General features: G+C 64.0%; 27 protein-coding genes. 14 read left to right on the plus strand and 13 right to left on the minus strand.

Annotated features, from left to right (window positions below; all coding sequences use genetic code 11):
• Nucleotides 1-3: 3 nt before the first annotated feature.
• From ureC to IAE34_RS00685, 4 genes are read right to left on the minus strand one after another with little or no spacing between them, the layout of a single operon-like run.
• Nucleotides 4-1,707, minus strand: coding sequence for an urease subunit alpha (ureC, locus tag IAE34_RS00670; RefSeq protein ID WP_200136936.1), 1,704 nt, complete (start codon nucleotides 1,705-1,707; stop codon nucleotides 4-6).
• On the minus strand, nucleotides 1,704-2,021 hold the full coding sequence (locus tag IAE34_RS00675) for an urease subunit beta (protein WP_200137322.1): 318 nt from the start codon (nucleotides 2,019-2,021) through the stop codon (nucleotides 1,704-1,706). Before IAE34_RS00675 ends, ureC begins: the two co-directional genes overlap by 4 nt.
• A gap of 19 nt (nucleotides 2,022-2,040) precedes the next feature.
• Nucleotides 2,041-2,343 (minus strand): urease subunit gamma, encoded by a 303-nt coding sequence (locus IAE34_RS00680; protein ID WP_200136937.1) that lies wholly within the window; start codon nucleotides 2,341-2,343, stop codon nucleotides 2,041-2,043.
• 11 nt (nucleotides 2,344-2,354) lie between these two features.
• Nucleotides 2,355-3,188 (minus strand): urease accessory protein UreD, encoded by an 834-nt coding sequence (locus IAE34_RS00685; protein ID WP_200136938.1) that lies wholly within the window; start codon nucleotides 3,186-3,188, stop codon nucleotides 2,355-2,357.
• Nucleotides 3,189-3,663: 475 nt separating this feature from the next.
• Between IAE34_RS00685 and IAE34_RS00690 the strand changes: the two genes are divergently transcribed.
• From IAE34_RS00690 to IAE34_RS00700, 3 genes are all read left to right on the plus strand, one after another.
• Nucleotides 3,664-4,032, plus strand: coding sequence for a histone-like nucleoid-structuring protein, MvaT/MvaU family (locus IAE34_RS00690; protein WP_200136939.1), 369 nt, complete (start codon nucleotides 3,664-3,666; stop codon nucleotides 4,030-4,032).
• Nucleotides 4,033-4,258: 226 nt separating this feature from the next.
• Complete coding sequence (gene gloA, locus IAE34_RS00695; protein ID WP_200136940.1) at nucleotides 4,259-4,786, plus strand: lactoylglutathione lyase; 528 nt, start codon at nucleotides 4,259-4,261, stop codon at nucleotides 4,784-4,786.
• A gap of 97 nt (nucleotides 4,787-4,883) precedes the next feature.
• A complete protein-coding gene (locus tag IAE34_RS00700) occupies nucleotides 4,884-5,126 on the plus strand; it encodes a hypothetical protein (RefSeq protein WP_200136941.1) in 243 nt (80 codons plus the stop codon).
• A gap of 41 nt (nucleotides 5,127-5,167) precedes the next feature.
• On the opposite strand, the gene IAE34_RS00705 is transcribed toward IAE34_RS00700, so the two are convergent.
• Nucleotides 5,168-5,989: a shikimate 5-dehydrogenase gene (locus tag IAE34_RS00705; protein ID WP_200137323.1), complete on the minus strand. Its 822-nt coding sequence runs from the start codon at nucleotides 5,987-5,989 to the stop codon at nucleotides 5,168-5,170.
• Nucleotides 5,990-6,148: 159 nt separating this feature from the next.
• Between IAE34_RS00705 and IAE34_RS00710 the strand changes: the two genes are divergently transcribed.
• On the plus strand, nucleotides 6,149-6,487 hold the full coding sequence (locus tag IAE34_RS00710) for a hypothetical protein (protein WP_200136942.1): 339 nt from the start codon (nucleotides 6,149-6,151) through the stop codon (nucleotides 6,485-6,487).
• Between the two features lie 102 nt (nucleotides 6,488-6,589).
• A complete protein-coding gene (locus IAE34_RS00715; RefSeq protein ID WP_200136943.1) occupies nucleotides 6,590-6,772 on the plus strand; it encodes a hypothetical protein in 183 nt (60 codons plus the stop codon).
• An 86-nt stretch (nucleotides 6,773-6,858) separates the two neighbouring features.
• Here the strand turns inward: IAE34_RS00715 and IAE34_RS00720 are convergent, their stop codons facing one another.
• On the minus strand, nucleotides 6,859-7,485 hold the full coding sequence (locus IAE34_RS00720) for a glycoside hydrolase family 19 protein (protein ID WP_200136944.1): 627 nt from the start codon (nucleotides 7,483-7,485) through the stop codon (nucleotides 6,859-6,861).
• A gap of 385 nt (nucleotides 7,486-7,870) precedes the next feature.
• Here IAE34_RS00720 and pbpG point away from each other — a divergent pair, with 385 nt between their 5' ends.
• Nucleotides 7,871-8,791 carry a D-alanyl-D-alanine endopeptidase gene (gene pbpG, locus IAE34_RS00725; RefSeq protein ID WP_200136945.1) on the plus strand — a complete coding sequence of 307 codons (921 nt, stop codon included), beginning with the start codon at nucleotides 7,871-7,873 and terminating at the stop codon, nucleotides 8,789-8,791.
• Between the two features lie 82 nt (nucleotides 8,792-8,873).
• Here pbpG and IAE34_RS00730 read toward each other — a convergent pair whose 3' ends face one another.
• On the minus strand, nucleotides 8,874-9,575 hold the full coding sequence (locus IAE34_RS00730) for an NUDIX hydrolase (RefSeq protein WP_200136946.1): 702 nt from the start codon (nucleotides 9,573-9,575) through the stop codon (nucleotides 8,874-8,876).
• A 134-nt stretch (nucleotides 9,576-9,709) separates the two neighbouring features.
• Here IAE34_RS00730 and IAE34_RS00735 point away from each other — a divergent pair, with 134 nt between their 5' ends.
• The 6 genes from IAE34_RS00735 to IAE34_RS00760 all read left to right on the plus strand — a co-directional run bounded on the left by IAE34_RS00735 (nucleotide 9,710) and on the right by IAE34_RS00760 (nucleotide 15,340).
• Complete coding sequence (locus IAE34_RS00735) at nucleotides 9,710-10,360, plus strand: nicotinamidase (protein ID WP_200136947.1); 651 nt, start codon at nucleotides 9,710-9,712, stop codon at nucleotides 10,358-10,360.
• Nucleotides 10,357-11,556 carry a nicotinate phosphoribosyltransferase gene (pncB, locus tag IAE34_RS00740; protein ID WP_200136948.1) on the plus strand — a complete coding sequence of 400 codons (1,200 nt, stop codon included), beginning with the start codon at nucleotides 10,357-10,359 and terminating at the stop codon, nucleotides 11,554-11,556. Before IAE34_RS00735 ends, pncB begins: the two co-directional genes overlap by 4 nt.
• Before the next feature lie 411 nt (nucleotides 11,557-11,967).
• Entirely contained in the window at nucleotides 11,968-12,405 is a 438-nt protein-coding gene (locus IAE34_RS00745) for a DUF4440 domain-containing protein (protein WP_200136949.1), read from the plus strand.
• Between the two features lie 12 nt (nucleotides 12,406-12,417).
• The gene (locus IAE34_RS00750; RefSeq protein ID WP_200136950.1) at nucleotides 12,418-12,987 is read left to right on the plus strand and encodes a 6-pyruvoyl trahydropterin synthase family protein; all 570 of its coding nucleotides are present in this window, start codon (nucleotides 12,418-12,420) and stop codon (nucleotides 12,985-12,987) included.
• A 113-nt stretch (nucleotides 12,988-13,100) separates the two neighbouring features.
• Nucleotides 13,101-14,474 (plus strand): nucleotide 5'-monophosphate nucleosidase PpnN, encoded by a 1,374-nt coding sequence (gene ppnN / locus IAE34_RS00755; RefSeq protein ID WP_200136951.1) that lies wholly within the window; start codon nucleotides 13,101-13,103, stop codon nucleotides 14,472-14,474.
• Nucleotides 14,475-14,701: 227 nt separating this feature from the next.
• Nucleotides 14,702-15,340 (plus strand): TIGR04211 family SH3 domain-containing protein, encoded by a 639-nt coding sequence (locus IAE34_RS00760; RefSeq protein ID WP_200136952.1) that lies wholly within the window; start codon nucleotides 14,702-14,704, stop codon nucleotides 15,338-15,340.
• A gap of 53 nt (nucleotides 15,341-15,393) precedes the next feature.
• Here the strand turns inward: IAE34_RS00760 and quiC are convergent, their stop codons facing one another.
• Nucleotides 15,394-17,289 carry a 3-dehydroshikimate dehydratase QuiC gene (gene quiC, locus IAE34_RS00765; protein WP_200136953.1) on the minus strand — a complete coding sequence of 632 codons (1,896 nt, stop codon included), beginning with the start codon at nucleotides 17,287-17,289 and terminating at the stop codon, nucleotides 15,394-15,396.
• A gap of 277 nt (nucleotides 17,290-17,566) precedes the next feature.
• Here quiC and IAE34_RS00770 point away from each other — a divergent pair, with 277 nt between their 5' ends.
• Nucleotides 17,567-18,937, plus strand: coding sequence for an MFS transporter (locus IAE34_RS00770; RefSeq protein WP_200136954.1), 1,371 nt, complete (start codon nucleotides 17,567-17,569; stop codon nucleotides 18,935-18,937).
• Between the two features lie 45 nt (nucleotides 18,938-18,982).
• Here the strand turns inward: IAE34_RS00770 and IAE34_RS00775 are convergent, their stop codons facing one another.
• From IAE34_RS00775 to IAE34_RS00790, 4 genes are all read right to left on the minus strand, one after another.
• Nucleotides 18,983-20,395 carry a DOPA decarboxylase gene (locus tag IAE34_RS00775; RefSeq protein ID WP_200136955.1) on the minus strand — a complete coding sequence of 471 codons (1,413 nt, stop codon included), beginning with the start codon at nucleotides 20,393-20,395 and terminating at the stop codon, nucleotides 18,983-18,985.
• Between the two features lie 109 nt (nucleotides 20,396-20,504).
• Nucleotides 20,505-21,449, minus strand: coding sequence for a LysR family transcriptional regulator (locus tag IAE34_RS00780; RefSeq protein ID WP_200136956.1), 945 nt, complete (start codon nucleotides 21,447-21,449; stop codon nucleotides 20,505-20,507).
• A 71-nt stretch (nucleotides 21,450-21,520) separates the two neighbouring features.
• Complete coding sequence (locus IAE34_RS00785) at nucleotides 21,521-22,231, minus strand: YebC/PmpR family DNA-binding transcriptional regulator (protein WP_200136957.1); 711 nt, start codon at nucleotides 22,229-22,231, stop codon at nucleotides 21,521-21,523.
• Between the two features lie 96 nt (nucleotides 22,232-22,327).
• Nucleotides 22,328-23,719, minus strand: coding sequence for an FAD-dependent oxidoreductase (locus IAE34_RS00790; protein WP_200136958.1), 1,392 nt, complete (start codon nucleotides 23,717-23,719; stop codon nucleotides 22,328-22,330).
• 200 nt (nucleotides 23,720-23,919) lie between these two features.
• Here IAE34_RS00790 and IAE34_RS00795 point away from each other — a divergent pair, with 200 nt between their 5' ends.
• The gene (locus IAE34_RS00795; RefSeq protein WP_200136959.1) at nucleotides 23,920-24,789 is read left to right on the plus strand and encodes a LysR substrate-binding domain-containing protein; all 870 of its coding nucleotides are present in this window, start codon (nucleotides 23,920-23,922) and stop codon (nucleotides 24,787-24,789) included.
• A 14-nt stretch (nucleotides 24,790-24,803) separates the two neighbouring features.
• On the opposite strand, the gene tam is transcribed toward IAE34_RS00795, so the two are convergent.
• Nucleotides 24,804-25,580, minus strand: coding sequence for a trans-aconitate 2-methyltransferase (tam, locus tag IAE34_RS00800; RefSeq protein ID WP_200136960.1), 777 nt, complete (start codon nucleotides 25,578-25,580; stop codon nucleotides 24,804-24,806).
• Between the last annotated feature and the right edge of the window lie 124 nt (nucleotides 25,581-25,704).

The following is a 25,704-nucleotide window of genomic DNA, read 5'->3' on the forward strand; positions in this document are numbered from 1 at the left end:
CCTTCAGAACAGAAAATAACGCTGCGCCAGCGGCAGCTCACTGGCCGGCTCGCACACCAGCAACTCGCCGTCGGCGCGCACCTGGTAGGTCTGGGCATCGACTTCGATCACCGGCTGCAGACCGTTGTGCACCATGTCGGCCTTGCGCACCCGGCGACAGCCGCGCGTCACGCCGATCAGGCTGCGCAGCCCGAGGCGCTCGACCAGGCCCGTATCCAGAGCCGCCTGGGGCAGGAAAGTCATGCGGGTGGCATGACGGGCATCGCCGAAAGCGGCGAACATCGGCCGGAAGTGAACCGGCTGTGGCGTGGGAATCGACCCGTTGACGTCACCCATGGGCGCGGTGACGATCATGCCGCCCTTGATCACCAGCGCCGGCTTGACGGCGAAGAACGCCGGCGACCACAGCACCAGGTCGGCCAGCTTGCCCACTTCCACCGAGCCTACCTCATGGGCGATACCGTGGCTGAGCGCTGGATTGATGGTGTACTTGGCAATGTAGCGCTTGACCCGGGTGTTGTCGCTGTAATCGCTGTCCGCAGCGAGCGGTCCGCGGCGCAGTTTCATCTGGTGCGCGACCTGCCAGGTTCGCAGCACCACCTCACCGACCCGGCCCATGGCCTGGGAGTCCGACGAGGTCATGGAGAACGCGCCCATGTCGTGCAGGATGTCCTCGGCGGCGATGGTCTCGCGACGGATGCGCGATTCGGCGAAGGCCACGTCCTCGGCGATGCTCGGGTCCAGGTGATGGCAGACCATCAGCATGTCCAGGTGCTCGTCGACCGTGTTGCGGGTGTAGGGCAACGTCGGGTTGGTCGAGGATGGCAGGACGTTGGCCTGTCCCGCAGCCCGGATGATGTCCGGTGCATGCCCACCACCTGCCCCTTCGGTATGGAACGTGTGGATGGTGCGATCGCCGATGGCAGCCAGGGTGTCTTCGATGCAGCCCGATTCGTTGAGCGTGTCGCTGTGGATCGCCACCTGGATATCCATCTCCTCGGCCACACCCATGCAGCAATCGATGGCCGCCGGAGTCGAGCCCCAGTCCTCGTGCAACTTCAAGCCCATGGCACCGGCGGCGATCTGCTCGCGCAACGGCTCGGGTCGGGATACGTTGCCCTTGCCCAGCAGACCGATGTTGATCGGCAGGGCATCGGCGGCCTGGAGCATTCTCGCCAGGTACCAGGGGCCGGGGGTACAGGTGGTGGCGTTGGTGCCGGTGGCCGGGCCGGTGCCGCCTCCGATGAAGGTGGTGACGCCACTGGTCAGCGCTTCGTCGACCTGTTGCGGGCAGATGAAATGGATGTGGCTGTCGACGCCGCCCGCGGTGACGATCTTGCCTTCGGCGGCGATCACCTCGGTGCAGGCGCCGATGGGGATGGTCACGCCAGGCTGCACGTCCGGGTTGCCCGCCTTGCCGATGGCCACGATACGCCCTCCCTTGACGCCGATGTCGGCCTTGACGATGCCCCAGTGGTCGATGATCAGGGCGTTGGTCAGCACCAGGTCGACCGATTCGGCCGCGCACATCTGACCCTGACCCATGCCATCGCGGATGACCTTGCCGCCGCCGAACTTCACCTCTTCGCCGTACACGGTGAAATCCTTTTCCACCTCGACCCACAGCGCGGTATCGGCCAGGCGCACGCGGTCGCCGACGGTGGGGCCGAACATGTCGGCGTAGGCCTGACGGGAAAGCCGGCTCATGCGCTGCCCTCCAGCGGACCCATCACCTGCCCCTGGAAGCCGTAGACTTCGCGCTTGCCTGCATAGGCCACCAGCTGCACGGTGCGCGACTGACCGGGTTCGAAGCGCACGGCGGTGCCTGCGGGAATATCCAGGCGAAAACCGCGAGTCGGCCCGCGCTCGAACACCAGCGCCTGATTGACCTCGAAGAAGTGGTAATGCGAGCCAACCTGCACGGGTCGGTCGCCATGGTTGGCCACACTGACGCTGACCCGCTCGCGTCCGACATTGAGTTCGATGTCGCCGGCGGCAACCTGGATGTGTCCGAGAATCATGCGTGCCTCCTGGGTGGGTTCAGATGATCGGGTCATGCACCGTGACCAGCTTGGTGCCGTCGGGAAAGGTGGCTTCGACCTGTATGTCGGGGATCATTTCCGGGACGCCGTCCATCACCTGATCGCGCCCGAGGACCTCGCGGCCCAGGCTCATGAGTTCGGCCACGGTTCGCCCGTCGCGAGCGCCTTCCATCACGGCGGCGCTGATCAGCGCCACGGCCTCCGGGTAATTGAGCTTCAGTCCACGGGCCAGGCGCCGCTCGGCGAGCAGTGCGGCGGTGAACAGCAGCAGTTTGTCTTTCTCTCGGGGGGTCAGCTCCATGGCAGGCTCTCTCAAGTGGCCCAGATGCGTGGCGGGCACGGCGGCAGGCCCAGAATGGCCGGGCGCAGCACATGCCAGAGGCGCAGCAGGGTGCGTTGCAGGTGTTGGTTATCGTGGTCGAGCAGGCGTATCACCATCAGCGGACCCAGCAGGGTCGCCCCCGCCGGGACGGACAACGTGTCCAGCACCTGGCGTACCTGCTCGAGCAGGGTGTGGTCGGCAGGCGCCGCGCAGAATGTGGCGATCAGCGGATGGCCGGCGACTTTCTCCAGCCGCCCACCCTCGATGCGCAGACGCTCGTGCAGACCTGGTTCGTTAGGCAAGTCGACGCGCAGAAGGCTGTCCAGGGCGCCGTGGTCGAAACGCTCACCCATCACAGGCCGCCCCAGACACAAGGTTTCCCAGGCCAGCAGCCGCGCGCCAGGCTCCAGGGTGAAGCGGCTGTCCAGTTGCACGCGAGCACCATCGAACAGGATACTGTCCTGCGGCAGCCACTCCAGCGTGCTTCCGGCTTGAAGATGAAAGCGCTGGGTAAGTTGCGCCGTTGGACCGATGCTGCGGTAGAACTTGGTTGCGCCGGGCATGGTGAGCAGGGCATGCGCACCAGGCTCCAGCACCATGTCCAGCTCCAGCCGATCGCCGGCGACCACGCCACCGGGGGGATGAAGTACGTAGACGTGGCACGGTGCGCCTTCCGGATAGAACGGGCGCTGCACCAAAAGAGGTCCGAAATGCTTTCGCGCACCAAGACGGGTCATCGAATGCCCTGCTACGAAGCGCAGGTGCAAGTACGCGCTCCAGCCTGGTGCCGGAGTCACATCCTCGGATACTTGCGCTGACGCCATCTGCCGCCTCTGAAATCCATGGCTCGAACCCGCGTTGTCCCCACCCGGTTCAAACAGTGGGGGTGAGATAGAGCGTCCGTTCGTGAGAATCACCTAGGCGATAGTGCAGGTTGCGGGCCAACTCACTCCATGAATGTTGATGAAACACGCCTCAAGTGTTGTCGGCTTGCAGTCTGGGCGATCAGCCAGGCCGTTCGGTAGCGCTCGCTCGGCGATCGAAGACCTGTGAAATCAGGGTGTCCCTGCGTTCACCAGAACACCGGCTGTAGTTGCAGAAGAGCGTTAGATGCTGGCAGAGCAGCTGTCGGCCCCTGGAAAGTTCAAACATTCAGATATAAAAGTTGAGGTTTACCGAACTCTGAGGCGCGACTACACTCCCAATTAATGAGCGGTGCCGTTAATCCTTACCGTAAATCCTTATTGATCATGCATGCTCTTAGCAGCCTGCTACCCTTGACCGACGGGAGTATTCATAGTGTCCAGACTCGCAGAATTCCGTGCCGCTGAAAAAGCACTCCAAGAGCAAATCGCGCAATTGGAGACGATGAAGAAGGATGCCAGCCTCAAACGCGAAATCGAATTCGAGCAGAAACTTCTCGGGTTGATGAAGACCTACGACAAGGGCTTGCGCGAAATCGTCGCCATTCTTGACCCCAAGGCCACCAGAGCCCCGGCCAAGGCCACCGGCGCAGCGCCCAAGCAACATCGCAGGCCGCGCGTCGTTAAAGTGTACGAGAACCCCCACACGGGTGAACGCATCGAAACCAAGGGTGGCAATCACCGAGGCCTCAAAGCCTGGAAAGAAGAGTACGGCGCTGCGACCGTGGACTCCTGGGTCCGCTGATGAAACGTCTACGCCAGGTTCACAGTTTTTTCACAAGCATTGGGTGATACTCGAACCAGCTAAAGGATTAGCGACCCCATCAAGCGCCCGCACACGCGGGCCTCTAATTCCAGCGCCCTGCTCTTGAGCAGGGCGCTTTCATTTGCGCAATCGATTCAGTACCGTATCATGTGAACCCTGTTTCCTCGTCGACGTTGTAGCCGTCGACTTAGTCTGTGGAGTATCCATGAGCCTGAACGATCTTAACGCCCTGCCCGGCGTCACTGCGCAGCCTGACACGGCGACTGCCCACTACGTGTTCAACCACACCATGTTGCGGGTCAAGAACATCGAGCATTCGCTGGACTTTTACACGCGCGTACTGGGCTTCAGTCTGGTCGACAAGCGCGACTTCCCCGACGCCGGTTTCAGCCTGTACTTTCTGGCCCTGGTGGACAAGGCCGCTATTCCCGAAAATGACGCAGCGCGCCATCAGTGGATGAAGTCGATTCCTGGCGTACTTGAGTTGACCCACAATCATGGCACCGAGCAGCAAGCCGACTTCGCCTATCACGACGGCAACAGCGACCCCCGTGGCTTCGGCCATATCTGCGTTTCGGTGCCTGATGTGCGGGTTGCCTGCGCGCGCTTCGAAGCCTTGGGCGTCCCCTTCCAGAAGCGTCTTCAGGACGGGCGCATGAATCATCTGGCATTCATCAAGGATCCGGATGGCTACTGGGTCGAAGTGATCCAGCCCGCCGAACTTCAGGGCTGACTGGCGCGCTCGCGCTGGTCGGGGCCGGGGCCTCCCGGCCCCTCGTCGTGCTACGCTCAAGGGAGCCCTTGTACAACCGTACAGCGAGGTAAGCGCCATGCAATCCCTTCATTGCCAGTACCGCGACCATATCATCACCGCCAGCGTGATGCCCCATCCCGATTCTCCCCTGCCCTATGCCGCCGGCTGCCTGATCACCGATCCGCAGGGGCATACCAGCCGACGATTGTCGATCCCTTTGAAGTTCTTCGCCGATCTGGAAAACGCCCAGCATGTGTCGTTGGCCCACGGGCGCGCGCTCGTTGACGACCGGCTGGACAAGGGGCAGAAACCGTTCTGAGCGATCGAGCGTGCCCCCCCCTCGTAGTCTGTGGTGGCGGCTCATGCCTCCCTGGCATAGGTCACGGCGGCCTCGATCTGCGCGGCGGTGGGCCGCACGCCTGTATAAAGTACGAACTGCTCCAGAGCCTGCAGCGCAATGACGTCCAGGCCGGTGATGACCGGCTTCCCCAATTCCTCGGCCAGGCACACCAGCGGTGTGCGAACTGGCAATGCCACCACGTCGAAGACCTGCTGCGCGACAGCGACCGCTTCGCGCGGAAATGCCAGTGCCTGCGCCTGCGGTCCGCCTGCCATGCCGATCGGGGTGACGTTGATCAGCATGGGCGGGCACAGGTCGCCTAGCTCAGCTTGCCAGCGGTAGCCGCACACGTCGGCCAACTGACGCCCGGCCTGTTCGTTGCGAGCGATGATCAGCCCCTGTGCGAAACCAGCGTCGCGCAGCGCGCTGGCCACCGCCTTGGCCATGCCACCGCTGCCTCGCAACGCGAACGCGGTGTCGGGGTCGAGCGAATGGGCCTCGAGCAACTGGCGCACTGCCATATAATCGGTGTTGTAGGCCTTGAGATGTCCGCGGGTGTTGACCAGGGTATTGACCGATTGGATGGCGGCAGCCGAAGCGTCGACTTCGTCGACCAGCGCCAGACACGCCTCCTTGAACGGCATCGAGACCCCGCAGCCGCGGATGCCCAGCGCACGGATTCCGGCCACTGCTGCGGGCAGGTCGTCGGTGGTCATGGCCTTGTAGTAATAGTCCAGTCCCAGCTGCCGATAGAGGTGGTTATGAAAGCGCACGCCGAAGGTTCCGGGCCGTCCTGCCAGGGAAATGCACAGTGTGGTATCCCTGCCGGGTGCTATCGCCATGGTCATCGCTGCCTCCTGGGCTGAATCGTTTCGCGGAGCCTAGCAGACTGGGCCTGCCCCCGTCCTTACACAACATTTACTCAGCCTGTGCGTCGTCTTGACCGTTTTTCAGGTCTCATGTGCAAGCCCCATCGATGGGGTCATCGCGAGGATTCACTCATGAAGCGTTTCATCCCCGGAATCGCCCTGCTGATCGGCGCCCTGGCCGTCAGCGGCCCGGCAGCAGCTCACGGGCACGGCTGGGGTCCCGGCCCGGTACTGGGTGCAGCGGTGGTTGGTGCGGTCGTCGGCGCTGCCGTTTATGGCGGACACGACAGGACGGTGTATGTCGACCGCGCCCCGGCCTATTACCCGCCGCCGCCGGTCTATGTGCAGGCGCCGCCGCCGCCCGTCTATTACCAACCTTACGTGGTGGAGCGCTATGTACCCGCGCCGCCCCCGGTGTACCGCCGCTATTACGGCCCGCCACCGGGTTACTACGGCCCGCCGCGCTGGTGATGGCCATAGTTGATAAAACCAATGACCACTATCGATGAAGTTGATTTCAGTCGGCCACTGGCACTGGGTAAGGTAGAAGCATGTTTCAGCAGGAGGTTCACCATGTCCACCATCAACGTCGTCTCCGTGATCGGCAGCGCCGTTCCCGCCAAGCTGCGCGAACAAGGCCTGCTCGTATGCTGGTATCTGGTACGCAATGGTGAACCTCTCAGTGGTCCGATGCCTTCGCGTCTGATGGCCCAGACCATGGCCGATCAGCTCGAGTCGGCCGTGCTGACGGCTTGAAACCCCTTTCTGCGTTGCTCCTTACGCTCTCTTGACCCGCCGCTGGCGGGTTTTTTTTGCGTTTTTTCCACCCCTGTTGCATTGGCTCACCCCAGCACTTTCAACCCTTTCTGATAGAGCGCCAAGCGTTCGGCTGCACCATGAGGCACCTTGCCAGGCTGCCCGGTGTTGATGATGCTACCGATATCAGCGATCCGCCCCGCATCGGCCAGGGCATTCAGACCGTGGGCGGCCCACCACCAGGCCGCCGACTGGGCGGCGGCCTCAGGCGTTTCGAGCAGCTCGGGACGCTCCAGCAAAGGCAAGTCCAGAGCCTGTGCAGCGGCCTGATAGTTGTCGTGTCCGGTCAGCTGGATCAGCCCGCGGCCACGGTAGCGCCAGCCATCCCCCGAGTCCTCGGGACCGTTGCCCATGCGCCCCCCGTAGACACGGTTGGCGATACGTTGCGGCTGGCGTTCGTAGGCCCGCGCGGTCTGGGCGTCGAAGCGGCTGGGCCAGGTACGAAGCAAGGCCTCGGCGCTATAGTTCAGGTTCTCCACTCGCTCGAGCAACTGACCCGATTCATGGCCGACCTGGGCCAGAAACGCCGCCATACGCGCAGGGCTGTCGATGTCCCAGCGCATCATGGCTGCGTTGAGTGCTGGCAGGAAAGCTTCGGCTACCGCTGCGGATCGAGGGAGTATCTGCAACAATTGCTGCTCGGTGATGGGCATGAGATGTCTCCTTGAACATGACGGAAGATCTTCCGATGTAACGTGATGGCCCCGCTCGGGCGACCTGTTCACGTCCGGATGCCCAGCTTGAGCACCCGATCTTCCCTACTCAACACGGCAGCTTTTCCTGAGCTGCCGCATTACGCCTGTGCCATCGCCCGCCTTGATGAGCGAGCTCAAGCGCCGTGCCCAGCGGTGGACGTACACAACGCAACGGGCCATGAAACAGTGACCACGCAAAGCCGAAAGAATTAAATTTCGTTCACCTTGCTTCCTTTGGGAATAACGCATTCGACAGCAATCGGGCCATACTCCAGAATGCGCTGGTCAGCCAAGGGAAAACCTTGCACAGCCAACGACATACCAACCATTAGTGAGCCTTGACGTGAAAACACCCCTGCCCCTGTTGACCCTGCTGCTGGCGCTCACTGGCTCGACCATCTTGCCCGGCGTCGCCCAGGCGAAATCCCCGGTTCAGGACCAACGCGACCCCGCGACGCTGCACCTGGCCTCCGGCAGCGCACTGTTGATCGACCTGAATACCAACAAGGAGCTTTACGCCAGTCACGCCGATCGTGTGGTGCCGATCGCCTCGGTGACCAAGCTGATGACCGCGATGGTAGTGCTCGACGCCAAGCTGCCGATGGACGAGATGCTCACCATGACCATCGCCAACAACCCGGACCTCAAAGGCGTGTTCTCCCGGGTGAAGCCTGGTAGCGAGCTCAATCGTAGGGAGACCCTGCTGATCACCCTGATGTCCTCCGAAAACCGCGCGGCCAACAGCCTTGCCAACCACTATCCCGGCGGTTATCCAGCCTTCATCAAAGCGATGAATGCCAAGGCTCGAAGCCTGGGCATGAGCAAGACGCGCTATGTCGAGCCCACCGGGCTGTCCACCCAGAACGTCTCCACCGCCCATGATCTGGCCAAGCTGCTGATCGCCTCGCGCAAGTACCCGATGCTCAGCGAGCTCTCCACCACTCGCGAGAAGACCGTCGCGTTCCGCAAGCCCAACTACACCCTGGGCTTTCGCAACACCGACCATCTGGTCAACAAGAGCAACTGGGACATCAAGCTGACCAAGACCGGCTTCACCAACGAGGCCGGCCACTGCCTGGTGCTGTTGACCCGCATGGATAATCGTCCGGTGGCCATGGTGATCCTCGACGCCTACGGCAAATTCACCCACTTCGCCGATGCCGGTCGCCTGCGGCAGTGGCTGGAAACCGGATCGGCAAAGGCGGCGCCCGCGGTGGCGATGCAGTACAAGTCCGATCGTCAGAACCGCGCTCGGGTGGAATGATCCGCACCTGGCGAGGCGGTCACTGCCGGGCCGTCTCGCTCCAGAAACGCCCCTGATGCTGGCCAGTCGTGTGTGCTGAACGCTAACCCTCCGGGAGCAGACTGCGCTCGAACAGGAAGGGGCCGGTGTCCGCCGGCAGGTGGCGGTAGATCTGCTGCGGTCGACCCAGACGCGGCTGCTGACGTTCGCCTGTATCCAGCACCCAGCCGACTTCCTTGAGCCGATCGAGGCGCTTGCGCAGCGAGGTGCCGTTCACCGCGCGCCCCAGGCACGCCTGTGTGGCGCCTACCGCATCCAGCACGGTGAACCGCTCGGGCAGCAGGTATAACGGCAGGCTGCTGTAGGAGCTCTTGGCAGCCAGCCGCTCGCAGGCCCGCTGGATCAGCACGGCATGGTCGAACGGCAACACCACCTTGCGTGCCAGGATGCTGGCCACGTCGACGAATGCCAGGCGCTCGCCATCGACGCTCTGTGCCGGGTCCAGCAGCGCCATGTAGTAGGTGCTCAACGACCAGCCGCGCGGGTCACGAAACGCATTGCCCTCGGTCCCCACCTGCTCCATGTGCCGAGGCACCACCTGGGCCTTTTCCTGCAACGCTCGCTCGGCGGCAGCGTCCAGGCTGTTGTCGGGCGTGCGGCCATTGACTATCACCCCCGGCAAAGCCCATTGACTCAGGTGCGGCTCGCGTTCGCGGCGGTGAAGCAGCACCTCCAGTCGCTGGGCTTCAGGTTCCAGGCGCAACGCGACGATATCGACACTGGCCATGACTGCTATCGAACTCATATCGACTCCTTATGCTCGCCTTATATTCCACCAGGTATTTTTTATTAAGCAAGCCCAGATCAAGACCAAAAGGCACTTGACACATTTAATTCACTAGGTGGATTATATGGCCAGTCCAGCCGAGGAGTATCCTCATGAAAATCGCCAGCTTCGACGTCGATGCCCAGAACGGCTTCACCCAACATGCAGCCCATGAACTGCCGGTGCCCGACGGGCACTCGATCGTACCGGCACTCAATGCCATGGCCCATCGTGCCGAGCTGCGTCTGGGCAGCAAGGATGCCCACCCGGTGAATGCCGCCTGGGTCGTAGACGAGGCAAGCCAGATGCTGCAACCCCTGGCGCTGGCCAATGCCGACCTCACCTGGGTGAGCCACTGCGTGCCGGGCACGCCGGGTTTCGAGCTGCTGCCCGGCCTGCCCGAACCGATCGACTATGACTACTTCGTCTGGAAAGGTGTCGAGCCAGACCTGCACCCCTACGGCGCCTGTTATCACGACCTGGCAGAGCGTCGCTCCACCGGCGTGATCGAGTACCTCCAGGTACAGGGGGTGGACGCAGTGATCGTCGGTGGCCTGGCCCTGGACTACTGTGTCCGCACCACCGTCATGCAATTGCGCCGTGCAGGGTTCGAGGTACTGCTGTACCTGCCCGCCTGCCGCGCGCTGAGTGCGCAGGGCGGCGAATCCGCGTGCCGCGAGATGACCCGCGCAGGCGTCGTGCCTTGCGCCGACGAAGCCGAACTCGACCGCCAGATCGCCCTGCTCAAGGAGGCCCGCCCATGAACGAAGACATTTTCGCCCCGCGCATCGTCCAGAACCTGCTGGACACCGATTTCTACAAGATCACCATGATGCAGGCGGTGCTGCACAACTACCCCAACGCCGAAGTCGAGTGGGAGTTTCGCTTTCGCAACAGCGAAGACCTGGCGCCCTACCTGGCGGAAATCCGCTATCAGATCGAACAGCTGGCCGAGGTCTCGGTGACCCACGATCAGCTCGCCTACCTGGAGAAGATTCCCTTCGTGAAGCCGGACTTCATCCGCTTCCTCAGCCTGTTCCGCTTCAACCTGCGTTACGTTCAGGTAGGCCTGGACGATGCGGGCCAGCTGGCGATTCGCATCCGCGGCCCCTGGTTGCACGTGATCCTCTACGAGATTCCGCTGCTGGCCATCGTTTCGGAGGTGCGCAACCGCTACCGCTATCGCGACGTCACCATCGAGCAGGTGGGTGAACGGCTTTACGAGAAGATCGACTGGCTCAAGGCCCAGGCCACTGCCCAGGAGTTGGCCGGCCTGCAACTGGCCGACTTCGGCACCCGCAGACGTTTCTCCTATCCCGTGCAGGAACAGGTGGTACGAATACTCAAGCACGACTTCCCAGGCCGTTTCGTCGGCACCAGCAACGTGCACCTGGCCCGGGAGTTCGAACTCAGGCCCATCGGCACCATGGCCCACGAGTGGTTCATGGCGCACCAGCAGCTCGGCCCGCGCCTGGTCGACAGCCAGGTGGCAGCGCTGGAGTGCTGGGTCCGGGAATACCGCGGATTGCTAGGGATCGCCTTGACCGACTGCATCGGCATGGACGCCTTCGTCAAGGACTTCGACCTGTACTTCGGCAAGCTCTTCGACGGCCTGCGGCACGACTCGGGCGACCCGCTGGCCTGGGCCGAGAAAGCCATCGCCCTTTATCAGCGACTGGGCATCGACCCGGCGAGCAAGACCCTGATCTTCTCCGACGGACTGGACTTCGCCAAGATGCTGCAGCTGTACCGCGCGCTGCACCAGCGAATCAACGTCAGCTTCGGCATCGGTACTCAGCTCACGTGCGACATTCCGGGCGTCACGCCGATGAACATGGTGATCAAGATGACCGCGTGCAATGGCGCGCCGGTGGCGAAGATTTCCGATAGTCCGGGCAAGACCCAGTGCCGGGACGAGAACTTCGTCGCTTATCTGCGGCATGTATTCAAGGTGGCCTGATGGCCAAGCGGGTCACTGAAGGCAACGGTTGATGCCAAGTCCGCCCTGGCGGCGCTACCGCAAGCACGCCAGACACCCGCCGAGGCTGATCGCACGCCATGTGCATCGACCGAGAAACCTACAGACGAATTCGATGAGGACCAGGGGCCGAAACCGGCGGGGCCAGGCCACCGCCCGGTCCCGGTGTCCCGTGGTCTGCGAGCCGAGAGGCCTGGGTGCGGGCAACGCTCGGGGTGGCGGTCGAGCGCGAGCGTCACCGCCGGCCGGCCCTTGACGGTGGCGCCGAGGGTTCAAGCCGATGGGCGCTGTGCGGACCGAGAACCCCTGATCATATATGTTATGTTATAACATTCTATATGTGGTGTTTTCCGCTGCATGCCCTGAAGCACTTTCGCATGAAGAGATCCGATCATGACTTCAACCGCTCTCGCTCCGATCACCGCCCAAGACTACGCCGATACCGAACTGGGTTGCCTGGCGGGCGCCAAGGCTGCCCTGTATCGTTGGGCCGCTACCGTGGCCACGCACGATGTGGATCAAGTCCTTGCCCTGTACGCCGAGGATGCCATCCTGGTACCGACCCTTTCCAATCAGGTCCGCGACTGCCAGGATAGCCGACGCAGTTACTTCCAGAACTTCCTGGCCAACGACGGATTGGTCTGCGACATCCAGGTCTTCAAGAAACGTGTCAGCCGCAAGCTCGGCACCGTGGTGGTCGGCGGGCTGTACACCTTCGTGTATCGCGAAGGGGGCGAGCCACGGGTAGTGCCGGCGCGTTTTCTGTTCACCTTCGAGCGGATCGACGGGCAGTGGCTGATCACGGGTCATCATTCGTCCATCGAAGCCTGAGTCGAGGCGGGCATGTTGATCCGTAAGCTGTTCAAGTTCGAGAACGCCCATATTGTCCGCGGGTGCAGTACCCGCCGCTGCTCCCACTCGCTGCACGGGCATTCCTACAAGGTCGAGCTGCTATTGCATGCCGACGCCCTGGACAACGGCCAGATGATCTACGACTTCGGATTGCTCAAGGCCGAAGTCCGCGACATGATCGATGCGTTCGACCATAGCGTGGCCCTGTGGCGTGAAGACGATGCCGACTACCTGGCATCGATGCGCCGCCATTCCGAGCGCTGGGTCATGATTCCGGTCTCACCCAGTGCCGAGCAGTTCTGCCGATTGATCTTCGCACTGGTGGACGCTGTGCTCGAATCGACCCCGATGCACAATGGCGAGGCCGACGTGCGCCTGTACTCGGTCATCGTGCACGAAACCGACACTGGCTATGCCCAGTGCTTTCGCGAGGACGTGGACAACCCGCGCATGGGCCTGATCGATCTGAGCCTGGTGGAATTCGCACCAGCGATCGTCGCGCAGTGGTCGGACCCCGATTGTTTCGAGCGCCTCAAGGGCCGTGCTCGACCGGTTCACTGAGAACGCACACATCCCCCGGCCAGCCAATCTTCGCTGCCCCCCTCGTTGCACGCCGCAATTGTCGGTATGGTGGTGTCAAAGAAGGATGTTAGACCCGCACAGGAAAGACTTTGATGCCCCACCGCAATGTCATCGACGCCTCCGTCAGCCCCAAGGGCAGCCTGGAGACGCTTTCGCAACGTGAAGTCCAGCAATTGAGCCAGGCCGGTACCGGCAGCCTCTACACCCTCTTCCGCCAGTGCGCCCTGGCCATCCTCAATACCGGCGCGCATGTCGACAACGCCAAGACCATCCTCGAGGCCTATCAGGACTTCGAGGTACGCATCCACCAGCAGGACCGTGGCGTGCGCCTGGAACTGTTGAATGCCCCGGCCGACGCCTTCGTCGACGGCGAAATGATCGCCAGCACCCGGGAGATGCTGTTCAGCGCCTTGCGCGACATCGTCTACACCGAGAGCGAACTGGCCAGCCAGCGCATCGATCTGGAGAGCTCACAGGGCATCACCGACTATGTGTTCCACCTGCTGCGTAACGCGCGCACCCTGCGTCCGGGTGTCGAGCCGAAGATGGTGGTGTGCTGGGGCGGTCACTCGATCAGTACCGAGGAGTACCAGTACACCAAGAAGGTCGGCCACGAGCTGGGGTTGCGCAAGCTGGATATCTGCACCGGCTGCGGGCCGGGTGTGATGAAAGGCCCCATGAAGGGCGCCACCATCGCCCACGCCAAGCAACGCATGGCGGGCAGCCGCTACCTGGGGCTGACCGAGCCCGGCATCATCGCCGCCGAAGCGCCGAATCCCATCGTCAACGAGCTGGTGATTCTTCCGGACATCGAGAAGCGCCTGGAAGCCTTCGTTCGGGTGGGTCACGGCATCATCATCTTCCCTGGGGGCGCCGGTACGGCAGAGGAGTTCCTCTATCTGCTGGGCATCCTCATGCACCCGGACAACCGCGAGCTGCCCTTCCCGGTCATCCTCACCGGTCCGCGCAGCGCCGAACCCTTCCTCCAGCAGCTGCATGCCTTCGTCGGCGCCACGCTGGGCGAGGCCGCGCAGGCGCACTACCAGATCATCATCGACGACCCGGCAGAAGTGGCACGCCATATGGTCGAAGGGCTCAAGGCGGTCAAGCAGTTCCGCCGCGAGCGCAACGACGCGTTCCATTTCAACTGGCTGCTGAAGATCGACGGCGGCTTCCAGCACCCGTTCGACCCGACTCACGAGAACATGGCCAACCTGGCGCTGCGTCACGACCTGCCACCCCATGAGCTGGCCGCCAACCTGCGTCGGGCGTTCTCGGGCATCGTCGCCGGCAACGTCAAGGACAAGGGCATCCGCCTGATCGAGGAACACGGGCCTTATCAGATCCGCGGCGATCGGGCGATTCTCGACCCGCTGGGCAAGCTGCTGCAGGCATTCGTCGACCAGCACCGGATGAAACTGCCTGGCGGCGCCGCCTACGTGCCCTGCTATCAGGTCGTGAGCTGACGTCGAAGCTGCTTGCCTGCATGACCGCAGCGGCGCCCGCCGTTGCGGTTCACTGCCAATGGGCCTAGTCCGGCACGGCTGCCGACTGCAACATTCAGCCGAATTTTCCCGCCCCCAGCAGTGAACCAGCCCACAAAAAAAAGGTCTTTGGCTGACGGTCAATTCGCCGACCGCTTCATGGCCCAGTCACCGGGCTTTCATTCGTTACTGCTTCAGCGAAGATCATCATGCCCGAATTCCGCCGCGCCACCCTCGCCCTCCCCGTGCTGTTCGCCTCGTTGCTGGCCGCGTCCCCCATCGCCGATGCCGAGGAAGCCGGCAGCGAGGCGCGGTGGGTAAGCGACAGCCTCAGCACCTATGTGCGCAGCGGCCCTACCGACGGCCATCGGATCGTCGGCACGCTCAAGTCCGGCCAGAAGGTGACACTGGTCAGCAGCCAGGGTAACTACAGCCAGGTCCGTGGACAGAGTGGCGATCTGGTGTGGATACTCACCAGCGACCTGCAATCGGTGCCCGGCCAGAACGAACGGCTGCCGCAGCTCGACGCCCAGGTGGCGGAACTCTCCGGTCAGCTCAAGACCATCGACGACAGCTGGAAGACTCGCGTGCAGGGCATGCAGGAAACCCTGGACTCACGAAAGAAGCTGATCGACGAGCTGGAGGGGCGCACCAAGGACCTCAGCGAGCAACTGGAGCAGTCGCAGTCCACCCTGCGCGACACCCAGGCGCGCCTGGGCGACGAGAACAAACAGGTGATGATGCGCTACATGGTGTACGGGGGCAGCATCGCCGGCGCCGGCCTGCTGGTAGGCCTGATCCTGCCGGCCTTGACCCGCGGCCGCAAGCGCAACGACCGCTGGTTCTGACCCGTCGGACCCAGGGCCCGGCGGGCGCCATGAGCACCCGTCGAGGCCGTCGGCTAGTTCCCTGATTTACCACGGACCTTGGCCAGCGCCGCCAGGCGCACTGCCACGTTCGCTGCACCGTACCCGGCGTATCCTCCCTTGCGCTGGATGATCTCGAAGAAGAAGCGTCCCTCGAACGGCTCGGTGTACACGTGGAACAGCTCACCGCCCTGAGCGTCACGGTCGTACAGCACGTTGTAGTAAGCCAGTTCGCTGAGAAACTCATCGTCGAAGTCGAACCGCGCCGCCAGGTCGTCGTAGTAGTTCAGCGGAATCTCGAGCAGCGGCACGCCGGCGTTCTTGGCCAGAGCGACCTGGGCGAAGATGTCCGCGCACTCGAAGGCGATGTGGTGCACCCCGGAACCCCGATAACTGGACAGGGCGTGAGCGATGGCGGTGTTGCGGTTCTCCGAGATGTTCAGCGGCAGCCTCAAGGTGCCACAGGCGCTGCGCAAGGCACGGCTCTTGACCAGGCCGTAGGGGTCGGGCAGCACCACTTCGTCATCGGCGGTGAAATCGAACAGGCTCTTGTAGAACAGTACCCAGTTGTCCAGGGCATCGGCGGGCAACGCCAGCGCCATGTGATCGATGCGCTGCAGGCCGTCAGCGACGTGAGCTGGGTCGGCCAGGCTGAAGTCGCTGTCATAGATGCGCTGCCCGGCCACGGCCGACTCGACCAGATAGATCAAGCTGCCATCCGGGGCGCGCACCGCCGCCAGCTCGCGCTCGTTGGGACCGATCAGACCGCGAAACGGTTGGCCGCCGTAGGCGACTGCCCGCTGCAGCGCCGCCTTGGCGTCGTCCACGCGCAGCGCTGCTGCGCACAGCGACGGCCCGTGAGCCTCGTAGAAATTGTGCGCGAACGAGTAGGGTTCGGCATTGAGCACCAGGTTGATATCGCCCTGACGCATCAGCTTCACCGCCTTGCTGCGGTGCTGGCCTGCCTCGACGAAACCCAGCCGCTTGAGCCACTGGCCAAGGCGCGCGCCCACCGCCTCGTCCACAGCGAATTCGAGAAACTCGATGCCGTCGTAGCGGCTGGCTGGCGGTGGCGCGAACAACGCACCTGGCTCGACGGACTGCCCTTGCTCGGCCAGCAGAAGGCGGGTCTTCTCCTCCAGGTACAGCAGCGAGCGCAAGCCGTCGGCAGCATTCTGCCGAGGCGGCGCGGCACGGAAGCCGTCGTTGAAGATCTCCAGCGACAGTGGGCCCCTGTAGCCCGTGGCGATGATCGGCTCGAGAAAGCCTGCCAGGTCCAACTCGCCCTGGCCCGGGAAGCAGCGGAAATGCCGGCTCCACTCCAGCACGTCCATGGCCAGGATAGGCGCGTCGGCCATCTGGACGAAGAAGATCTTGTCTGCCGGAACGTCACGGATGCCTTGCGGATCACCCTTGAGCGAGAGGGTGTGGAAGCTGTCCAGGATCATGCCGAGGGCGGGATGATCGGCCTGACGCACCAGGTTCCAGACCTGCTGCCAGGTGCTGACATGCCTGCCCCAGGCCAACGCCTCGTAGCCGATGCGCAAACCGCGTGCGCCCGCCTGCTCGGCCAGCAGGCGCAGGTCGTCCACCAGCCCCTGCTCGTCACCCAGCGCATCGGGCTGGACGTTGCTGCACACCAGCACCAGATCCGTGCCCAGCTCCTGCATCAGGTCGAACTTGCGTGATGCCCGGTCCAGGTTGCGACCCAGGCGATCCCGTCGACACCCTTCGAAATCGCGAAAAGGCTGAAACAGCGTGATGGCGATCCCCAGGTCGGCGCACATCTGGCGGATCTCCCGAGGCGAGCCGGGATAGTGAAGCAGGTCGTTCTCGAAGATCTCGACACCGTCGAAGCCTGCGGCAGCGATGGCCTCGAGCTTCTCGGCAAGGGTGCCGCTCAGCGACACGGTGGCAATGGAGCGCTGCATGGTAAGTCCTTCTTGTTTGTACAGGCACGCGTTCGTCTATCTCGAAAGCCTGCTTGTTATGGACGATGGCGCACTCGATTATTGGCAGGTAAAGTCGCCTCGGCAACGCTGTTTGTACGAAATGGTTAGTTTGCGTTCGGTAATCGAACGGAACACGCTGCCGTCAATTGATTCGCTGCGAAACTCTGGACAACCATGCCCTCGTCGCTGCCATCCGGGCCCATGCCTGCCCGAGGGCGACTGCCTTCCGACAACAGACAAGAACAACGGAGACACCATGGCCCACTCTTCCCAGGCCAAGAAAGCCACTGCCAGTGGCTGGATCGGTTCTGCACTCGAATACTATGATTTCTTCATCTACGCCCAGGCGGCGGCGTTGATCTTCCCGCAGATCTTCTTCCCCTCCACCGACCCGAAAATGGCCATCATCGCGTCCCTGGCCACCTATGGCGTCGGCTACCTCGCGCGCCCTGTGGGCGCCTTCGTGCTCGGCCATTGGGGTGATACCCGTGGGCGCAAGAACGTACTGTTGCTGTGCATGTTCCTGATGGGGCTGTCGACCATGGCGGTAGGCCTGCTCCCGACCTATCACGACATCGGCTTCCTGGCGCCGGCCTTGCTTGTGGTGTTGCGCCTCGTGCAAGGCTTTGCCGTAGCCGGGGAGATCTCCGGGGCCAGCTCGATGATCATGGAGCACGCGCCGTTCGGTCGCCGTGGCTACTACGCCAGCTACACCTTGCAGGGCGTGCAGGCCGGGCAAGTGATGGCCGCGGCCGTGTTCCTGCCCCTGGCCTACTTCATGCCCAGCGAAGCGTTCAACGAGTGGGGCTGGCGCATTCCGTTCCTGATGAGCGCGGTGGTGCTGATCGCCGGCTTCATCATTCGCCGGGAAGTGCACGAGACGCCGGCGTTCGTCCAGGAAGAGCGCCAGGCCAAGGTCGCCAAATCGCCCATTGGCGAAGCCTTCCGCCATAGCTGGAAACACATGGTGCTGGTGATGTTCATGGCGCTGATGAACGTGATCCCGGTGGTGGCGACCATCTTCGGCGCCGCCTACGCCGTGCAGCCAGCCTACGGTATTGGCTTCGACAAGAGCGTGTACCTGTGGATTCCGGTGGTCGGCAACGTGGTGGCGGTACTGGTGATTCCGTTCGTGGGCAACCTCTCCGACCGCATCGGGCGGCGCCCGACCATGATCGCCGGCTGCCTGGGTTCCGGTCTGCTGGCCTTCGTCTACCTCTACGCCATCAGTATCCAGAACGTACCGCTGGCGTTCGCCGGCTCGATCCTGATGTGGGGGTTGGTCTACCAGGGCTACAACGCCGTGTTCCCAAGCTTCTACCCGGAGCTGTTCCAGACCCGCTACCGGGTGTCGGCCATGGCCATCGCGCAGAACATCGGCACCATGCTCACCGCCATGCTGCCAGCGCTGTTCGCCGCCGTCGCCCCACCGGGCTCGACGCACATCTGGCTGGTGGTCGGGGCACTGGCGTTCGTCATCACCTGCGTCTGCGCACTGGCGGCGTATCTGGCCCCGGAAACCTATCGCCTGGCGATGGACGACCTGGGCAACCCGCACGCCGCGCCGCTGGAGAAAGAGGCCTACGAGGCCAGCCGCCGCACCAGCTTCGAGGTGGTGCGCTCCTGACCGCCACGGGGAGGCGACGACGGAGGCTACCGAGCCTCCGTCGGGTCAGCCACGGACCGCCGCTTGCAGGTTCGCCCACAGGCGTTCGACATCGGCGCGCTGGGTCGGCAATGCCCCGATCGACACCCGTACCATCCAGCGCCCCTGGAGGGTGGCGGGCGTGACATAGGCTTTGCCTGAGGCGTTGAGACGCTCGGCCCAGGCACGGGTGTGGGCGTCCAGGGCGTCGGCGTCCAGTGCGGACGGTCGATGGCGCAGGCACAGGGTCTGCAACTGCACGGGCGCCAGGACCTCCCAGTCGGGGGTCGCCTGCACCTGCGCGGCCAGCCAGCGGGCGTTGTCCAGGTCGCGTCGCAAACGCTGCTGGAGCGCTTCGAGCCCTTCGCTGCGCAACATGAACCACAGCTTCAGAGCGCGGAACCGCCGCCCCAATGGGATGCCCCAATCGCGCAGGTTCTTGACCTCACCATCGACCGACGACTGCAAGTAGCTGGGGTTGGTGCTCATCACCCGGATCAGGTGCTGAGTGTCGCGCACGTAGTACAGCGAGCAGTCGAAGGCCACGCCCAGCCACTTGTGGGCGTTGACTACCAAGGAGTCGGCCAGCTCGATCCCCTCCCACATCCAGCGGCATTCGGGCAGGATCATCGCCGAGCCGGCCATGGCCGAATCCACATGCAGCCAGAGCCCGGCGGCCTGGGTGATCTCGCCGATCGCGCGCAGGGGGTCCAGCGCCGTGGTGGCGGTGGTGCCGGTGGTGGCGACCACGGCGCAGGGCTGCCGGCCCTCGGCCAGGTCCTGTTCGATGGCTGCCCGCAGCGCTTCGGGGCGCAGGGCGAAATCCTCGTCGGTGGGAATCTGCCGGATATTGTCACGACCGAAGCCGGCCAGCAGGGCTGCCTTGTCCACCGAGCTGTGAGCCTGGGCGCTGACATACACCACCAGCGGCCTGGACTGGCCTTGCAGGCCGCCGCGGGCCAGCGCGTAGTCGCTGCTGCGCTCGCGGGCGCTGATCAGCGCCACCAGGGTACTGGTCGATGCGGTGTCCTGGATCACCCCGCTCCACTGACTCGACAGCCCCAGCGACTGGCGCAGCCAGTCCAGCGTCACCTCCTCCAGTTCGCTCAGCGCCGGGCTGGATTGCCAGGACAGGCCCAGCACCCCCAGGCCAGTGCTGAGCATGTCGCCGAGTACCGAGGACAGTGTGCCGTTGGAGGGGAAATAGCCATAGAAGTCCGGGTGCTGCCAATGGGACAGCCCCGGCATCACGTGACGGGTGACGTCGTCTAGAATCGCCTCGAACGGCTCGCCTTGCAGGGGTGCCTGCTCGGGCAACAGGGCCTTGAGATAGCCTGGTTCGACCTGGGCCATGACCGGACGCTGGGCGACGTCCTGGCGATAATCGGCGATCAGGTCGATGAGCTGACGGCCATACTGGCGAAATTGTTCGGGGGTCACGGAAGGCTCCTGAAGGCGAAGGGCGGCGACGGGACACGCCCGATGCGCCATTGTTCGCCCAGTCTAGGCCAGCCCTCGCGGCGCGATAACCCTGCCTGGCGCATAGCAGTTATGGCGAATGCGCATGACCCGCTTCGACGCCGAATGACGACTGCCGCCATATCTCGAACACTCGGTTACGCAGCCAGCGGTGTTCGGCCGAGGCGTGCTGGCGCTGGTGCCAGACCACCCAGTAGCGCTGGCTGTGGGCGATGAACGCCAGCGGTCGCCAGGTCAGGCCATGCAGGCGGCTCAGTTGCCGGGCAATGTGCTCGGGCACCGTGGCCAGCGCCTGACCCTGTCCCACCACCCGGACCATGGCGCTGAAGAACGGCACTTGCAATTGCACGTTGCGCTGCAGTGCTTGGGAGCGCAGGTGCTGGTCGATGAAACTGTCCTTGTCGCCGCCGCCGGACACCTGCACATGGCGCCAGGCCAGGTAGTCGGCCTGGTCGAGCGCATCGCGGGCGGTCAACGGGTGGTCGGCGGCCATGAGGCAGACCGCCTGGTCCTCGCCGAGCAAACGGCCGTGAAGGTTGGGCGGCGAGTCATCGAACAGCGTGGTGGCCAGGTCGATCTCGCCGTTGGCCAGCAGCGGGTATTGCCCTGCCTGCCAGGTGCGGTACTCCAGCGAGACATTTGGCGCTTCACGCGCCAGCACGCTGACCAGCTCGGGCAGCATGAACTGCGCGACATAGTCCGAGGCGGCGAGGCAGAAGCGCCGCTGGCAGCGGGCGGGGTCGAACACCGGCGGCTGGCGCAGGTCGCTCAATGACGCCAGCACCTGGCGCAAGGGCTCGACCAGGGTCTGGGCGTGCTCGCTGAGCACGTACCCACGCCCCACCCGGACCAGCAGCGGGTCGTCGAACGCTTCGCGCAGATGGGCGAGCTGGCGACTCAGCGTGGACTGGCTGCACCCCAGGCGTTCGGCGGCGCGACTGAGGTTGCGCAGTTGCAGGAGGCACTCGAGGGTGCGCAGGTGGGCCAGGCTCAGCGCAGCGAAATCAGGTGTCATCACAGAGCTTGCCTAGGGTGAGCCCCTCGGCCAGAACCGCATCGAGGGGCGAGCAGGACGATGGCCGTCGCTCAGTCGGTCAGGCCGACGTAGACGTTCTGCACGTCATCGTTCTCGTCGATGGCATCGAGGAATGCCTCGACTTCGGCCAGTGCTTCGGCACTCAGGCTGGCGGCACTCACCGGGTTCTTCGGTTTGTAGCCAAGCTTGGCCGAGGTCACGGTGAAGCCCTGCTCGGGCAGCGCCTTCTGCACCGCATCCAGGTCGGTGGTGTCGGTGATGAACAGGGTCGAGCCCTCCTCGTCACCCGCCTCGCAATCCTGCGCGCCCGCTTCGATGGCCGCTTCTTCCGGGTCGACGTCACCCGTTGCGGTGGCTTCGATCAGGCCGACATGATCGAAGTCCCAGGACACCGAGCCACTGGCGCCCAGCTGACCCTTGCGGAACAGCACGCGGACTTGCGCGACGGTGCGGTTGACGTTGTCGGTGAGACATTCGACGATCAACGGCACCTGATGCGGCGCGAACCCTTCGTAGGTGACTGCGGTGTACTGCACGGTATCACCGTCGAGCCCCGCGCCCTTGCGAATGGCGCGCTCGAGCGTCTCACGGGTCATCGAAGCCTTCTTCGCCTGCTCCACGGCCAGGCGCAGCCGTGGATTCATGTCCGGGTCGGCGCCGGACTTGGCGGCGATCTGAATTTCCTTGGCCAGCTTGCCCATGATCTTGCCCTTGGCATTGGCTGCGGCTTCTTTATGTTTGGCTTTCCACTGTGCGCCCATGTCGACTCTCTTGTCTGCGCGGCCGGTTCAGGAAGCGACCGACCAAAAAGTGGGGAGAGTTTATACGCCCTCGCCAGCGGGTTCGACAAGAAATCATCACCCCTTGTCGGCCTTGCCCGCTGCCGCCGCGAACCGGGCCAGCCGTACATCCAGCGCAAGCGGCCGCAGCCCACGGTCCTCGGCGCGCTCCTTGCGACGGATGGCATCGCGTACCAGCAGCGAGCCCAGGTAGCGGATGGGTTCGGGGGGGAAACGGCCAAGCGGGCCGCGCACCAGCGGCGAGCGGGTCCAGGGATTGTCGAGCCCCAAGGCCAGTGAGCAGAGGATCTGTCCTCCCATGTGGCAAGGCCCCACCCCGCTGCCGGAGTAGCCGAATCCATAGAACACATTGGCCTGCCCATCCAGGCGACCGAAGAAAGGCAGGCCGGTGACCGATCGGTCCGAGGGACCGTTCCAGCTCGCCGCCAGGGGCACCTCGGCCAGCGTAGGGAAGAACTGCGCCAGCGTGCGCTGCAACAGGTCGCAGTACGGCGACGGCTGGTCGAACACCGCAGGTAGCCGTCCGCCATAGGCGAAGGTGTTGCCGCCTTTGCCGAGCATCAGTCGACCGTCCGGGGTGTTGCGGTAGTAATGCACGAACAGGCGTGAGTCGAGCACGCTGATCCCGCTGCTCAGGCCGATGTCGGCCAAGGCCTGCGGGCACGGCTCGGTGATCACCATGTCGCTGGAGACGATCGCCACGCTGCGCTCGAACGCGGGGAACTGACGCGCCATCCAGGCGTTGAGCCCCAGCACCACCCGGTCGGCACGCACCCTGCCGCCGGCGGTGTGCACCTGGGCAGGCGCCCCGTGTTCAAGGCGCGTCATCGGCGTTCCCTCGTGAATTCGCACCCCCTTGGCAAGCGCGGCACGGCGCAGGCCTCGCACCAGCTTGCCCGGTTGCACCGTGGCAGCGATCGGCGAGAACCAGCCCTCCAGGTGGCGCTGCGACCCCGCCAGACGCTGCACCTGCTGCAAAGGCAGGCGCCGGAAGCTGCTCAGCCCGCGTTGCTCGAGCGCCGCGACCACGGCGTCGGTGCTACCGATCTGCGCCGTGTTGGTCGCGGTGTACAAGGTGCCGTCCAGCCGGAAATCGCACTCGATGCCCTCGGCCTGGCAGAACGCTCCGATGGCGCCGATGCTGCGCTCGGACTCGATGACCAATCGCGAGGCTTCGACGGCCCCGAACAACTGCTGCAAGGTGAAATACTTGGCCGACCAGGACAGCGCGCACCCGCCATTGCGACCGCTGGCGCCGGCACCGCAGAGGTCGGCCTCGATCAGCAGCACGTCCAGATCAGGTCGCGCTCGCTTGAGCATCAGGGCTGTCCACAAGCCGGTATAGCCACCCCCGATGATACACACCTGGCAACGGGCGTCGCCCTGCAACGGGGGGCATATGGCCTCGGGTCGTTCATCCAGGGCCTGCTGCAGCCAGAACGGTCTCATGCTCGATTGCTCCTTCGATCATCTGTGGGCCCGATTGCACTACCCGTCAAAGACGTTGACTGGAAGGCGAAAGCCTCCGGGCACTGCCCGTCTCGCTCGACAGGCGACCGGTATGGGAACAGGCGACGAAGAATAAATAAAATCGATTTATGGTATATCACTCATAAGCTCAGCTTTTAGCCAAACCGCTCCGAGGCCCCATGTCTGTTTCTCAAGCCCAACTCAAGGCGTTTCATGCCGTGGCCGAGCACGCCAGCTTCACGCGGGCTGCCCAGGCGGTGTGTCTGACGCAGCCTGCGGTATCCGATCAGGTACGCAAGCTCGAAGAGCGCTTCGGCGTACAGCTGTTTCACCGTAACAAGCGCACGGTCCGGCTGACGGAGCTGGGTGAGCGCCTGCAGGGCATCACCCGGCGGCTGTTCGCGTGTGAGGGCGAAGCGCTCGAGCTGCTCGAGGAGTCTCGCGCGCTTCATACTGGCAGCCTGACACTGGCGGTGGATGCGCCGATGCACCTTCTGCCGCACATCGCCCAGTTCTGCCAACGGTTCCCCGGCATACAGGTCAAGCTCGAAACCGGCAACACCGACGAGTGCCTGGCACGCCTGTTCAGCCATCAGGCCGATCTGGCCTTGCTCGGGCGGGACATCGAGGACTCACGGCTGTCCTGCCTGCTCGTGCGCCGCGATCCAATGGTGGCATTCGTTGGGCGCAGCCACCCGTGGGCGAATCGCCAGGCCGTTCGCCTGAGCGATCTGGACGATACGGCGCTGGTCCTGCGCGAGCCTGGTTCGGTGACCCGCCAGACGCTGGAGGAGGAAATGCATCGGGCAGGCCTGCGCATCCGCGCGGCCATCGAGGTCCAAGGCCGCGAGGCGGCACGCGAGGCGGTGGTCGCAGGGATTGGCGTGGGCGTGGTGTCGGCAGCCGAGTTCGGCGCGGATCCGCGGGTATGCGCCTTGCCCATCCTCGACTGCCAGCGCCAGTTCAGCGAAACCCTGGTCTGCCTGAAGGAGCAGCTCAGCCGCAAGGTCATCGCGGCATTTGTGCAGCGGGTCAAAGACGACCTCTGATTGCGTACCTGCGCTCAACGAGTGGCGACCACGAACAGCCGCGGGAACGGCAGAAGTACCTTGCCGTCAGTGGCCGCCGGATAGTCCTGCTCCATGGCCTGCAGGTACAGCTGCAGGAACGCCACGCGCTCGGCGTCGTCCAGGCGCGCCAGGTAGGGGCGCAAGCCCGAGCCCTTGAACCATTCCACGACCGCCTGCGCACCGCCCTCCAGCGGGTGGTGGTAGGTGGTGCGCCACACGTCCACCCGGGTGCACAGTGGGCTGAGCAGGTCGTAGTAGAACGCGGCAGTGTGCCGTTCAGGGAGCGAGAAATCGCTGAACTTGGCCTTCCACGGTCCTTGACTGGCGATTTCACGCATGCGTCGATGCGCCGGCTCGTCGAGGTTGTCCGGCGTCTGCACGGCCAGGCTGCCCCCAGGCGAGAGCTGACGCAGCAGGTGCGGATACAGCACGCGGTGCTCCGGCAGCCATTGCAGCGAGGCATTGGCGAGGATCAGGTCCTGGGGTTCCGGCGCCGTCCACTGCGCGATGTCGCCCAATTCGCAGCGCACCCGTCGTACCTTCAGGCGTGGCCGCTCGCGGGCCTTGTCGAGCATGTCCTGGTCGCTGTCCAGCGCCACCACGAGCGCGTCGCCATGCTGTTGCAGCAGCACTTCGGTGGAGTTGCCCGGGCCACAGCCCAGATCGGTGGCATGGCGCACCGGGCGCGGCGGTACCGCGCCAAGCAGGTCGCGAACCGCGCGGGTGCGTTCGTTTTCAAACAGGGCGTACTGGCTGGCAGACCAGGCCATGGCCACCTCCTCGGTGAGTGATGAACTGCAAGCATAGGCGTTTCGCCAGCATCCGGGTGCACTCGGGCGAGCGATCCAGTGCGTAGGAAACGTATCCCAAAGACGAAGGCTGGAACCGACAGAC

The sequence above is a fragment of the Pseudomonas sp. S30 genome, assembly GCF_016518545.1.
Taxonomy (GTDB): Bacteria; Pseudomonadota; Gammaproteobacteria; order Pseudomonadales; family Pseudomonadaceae; genus Aquipseudomonas.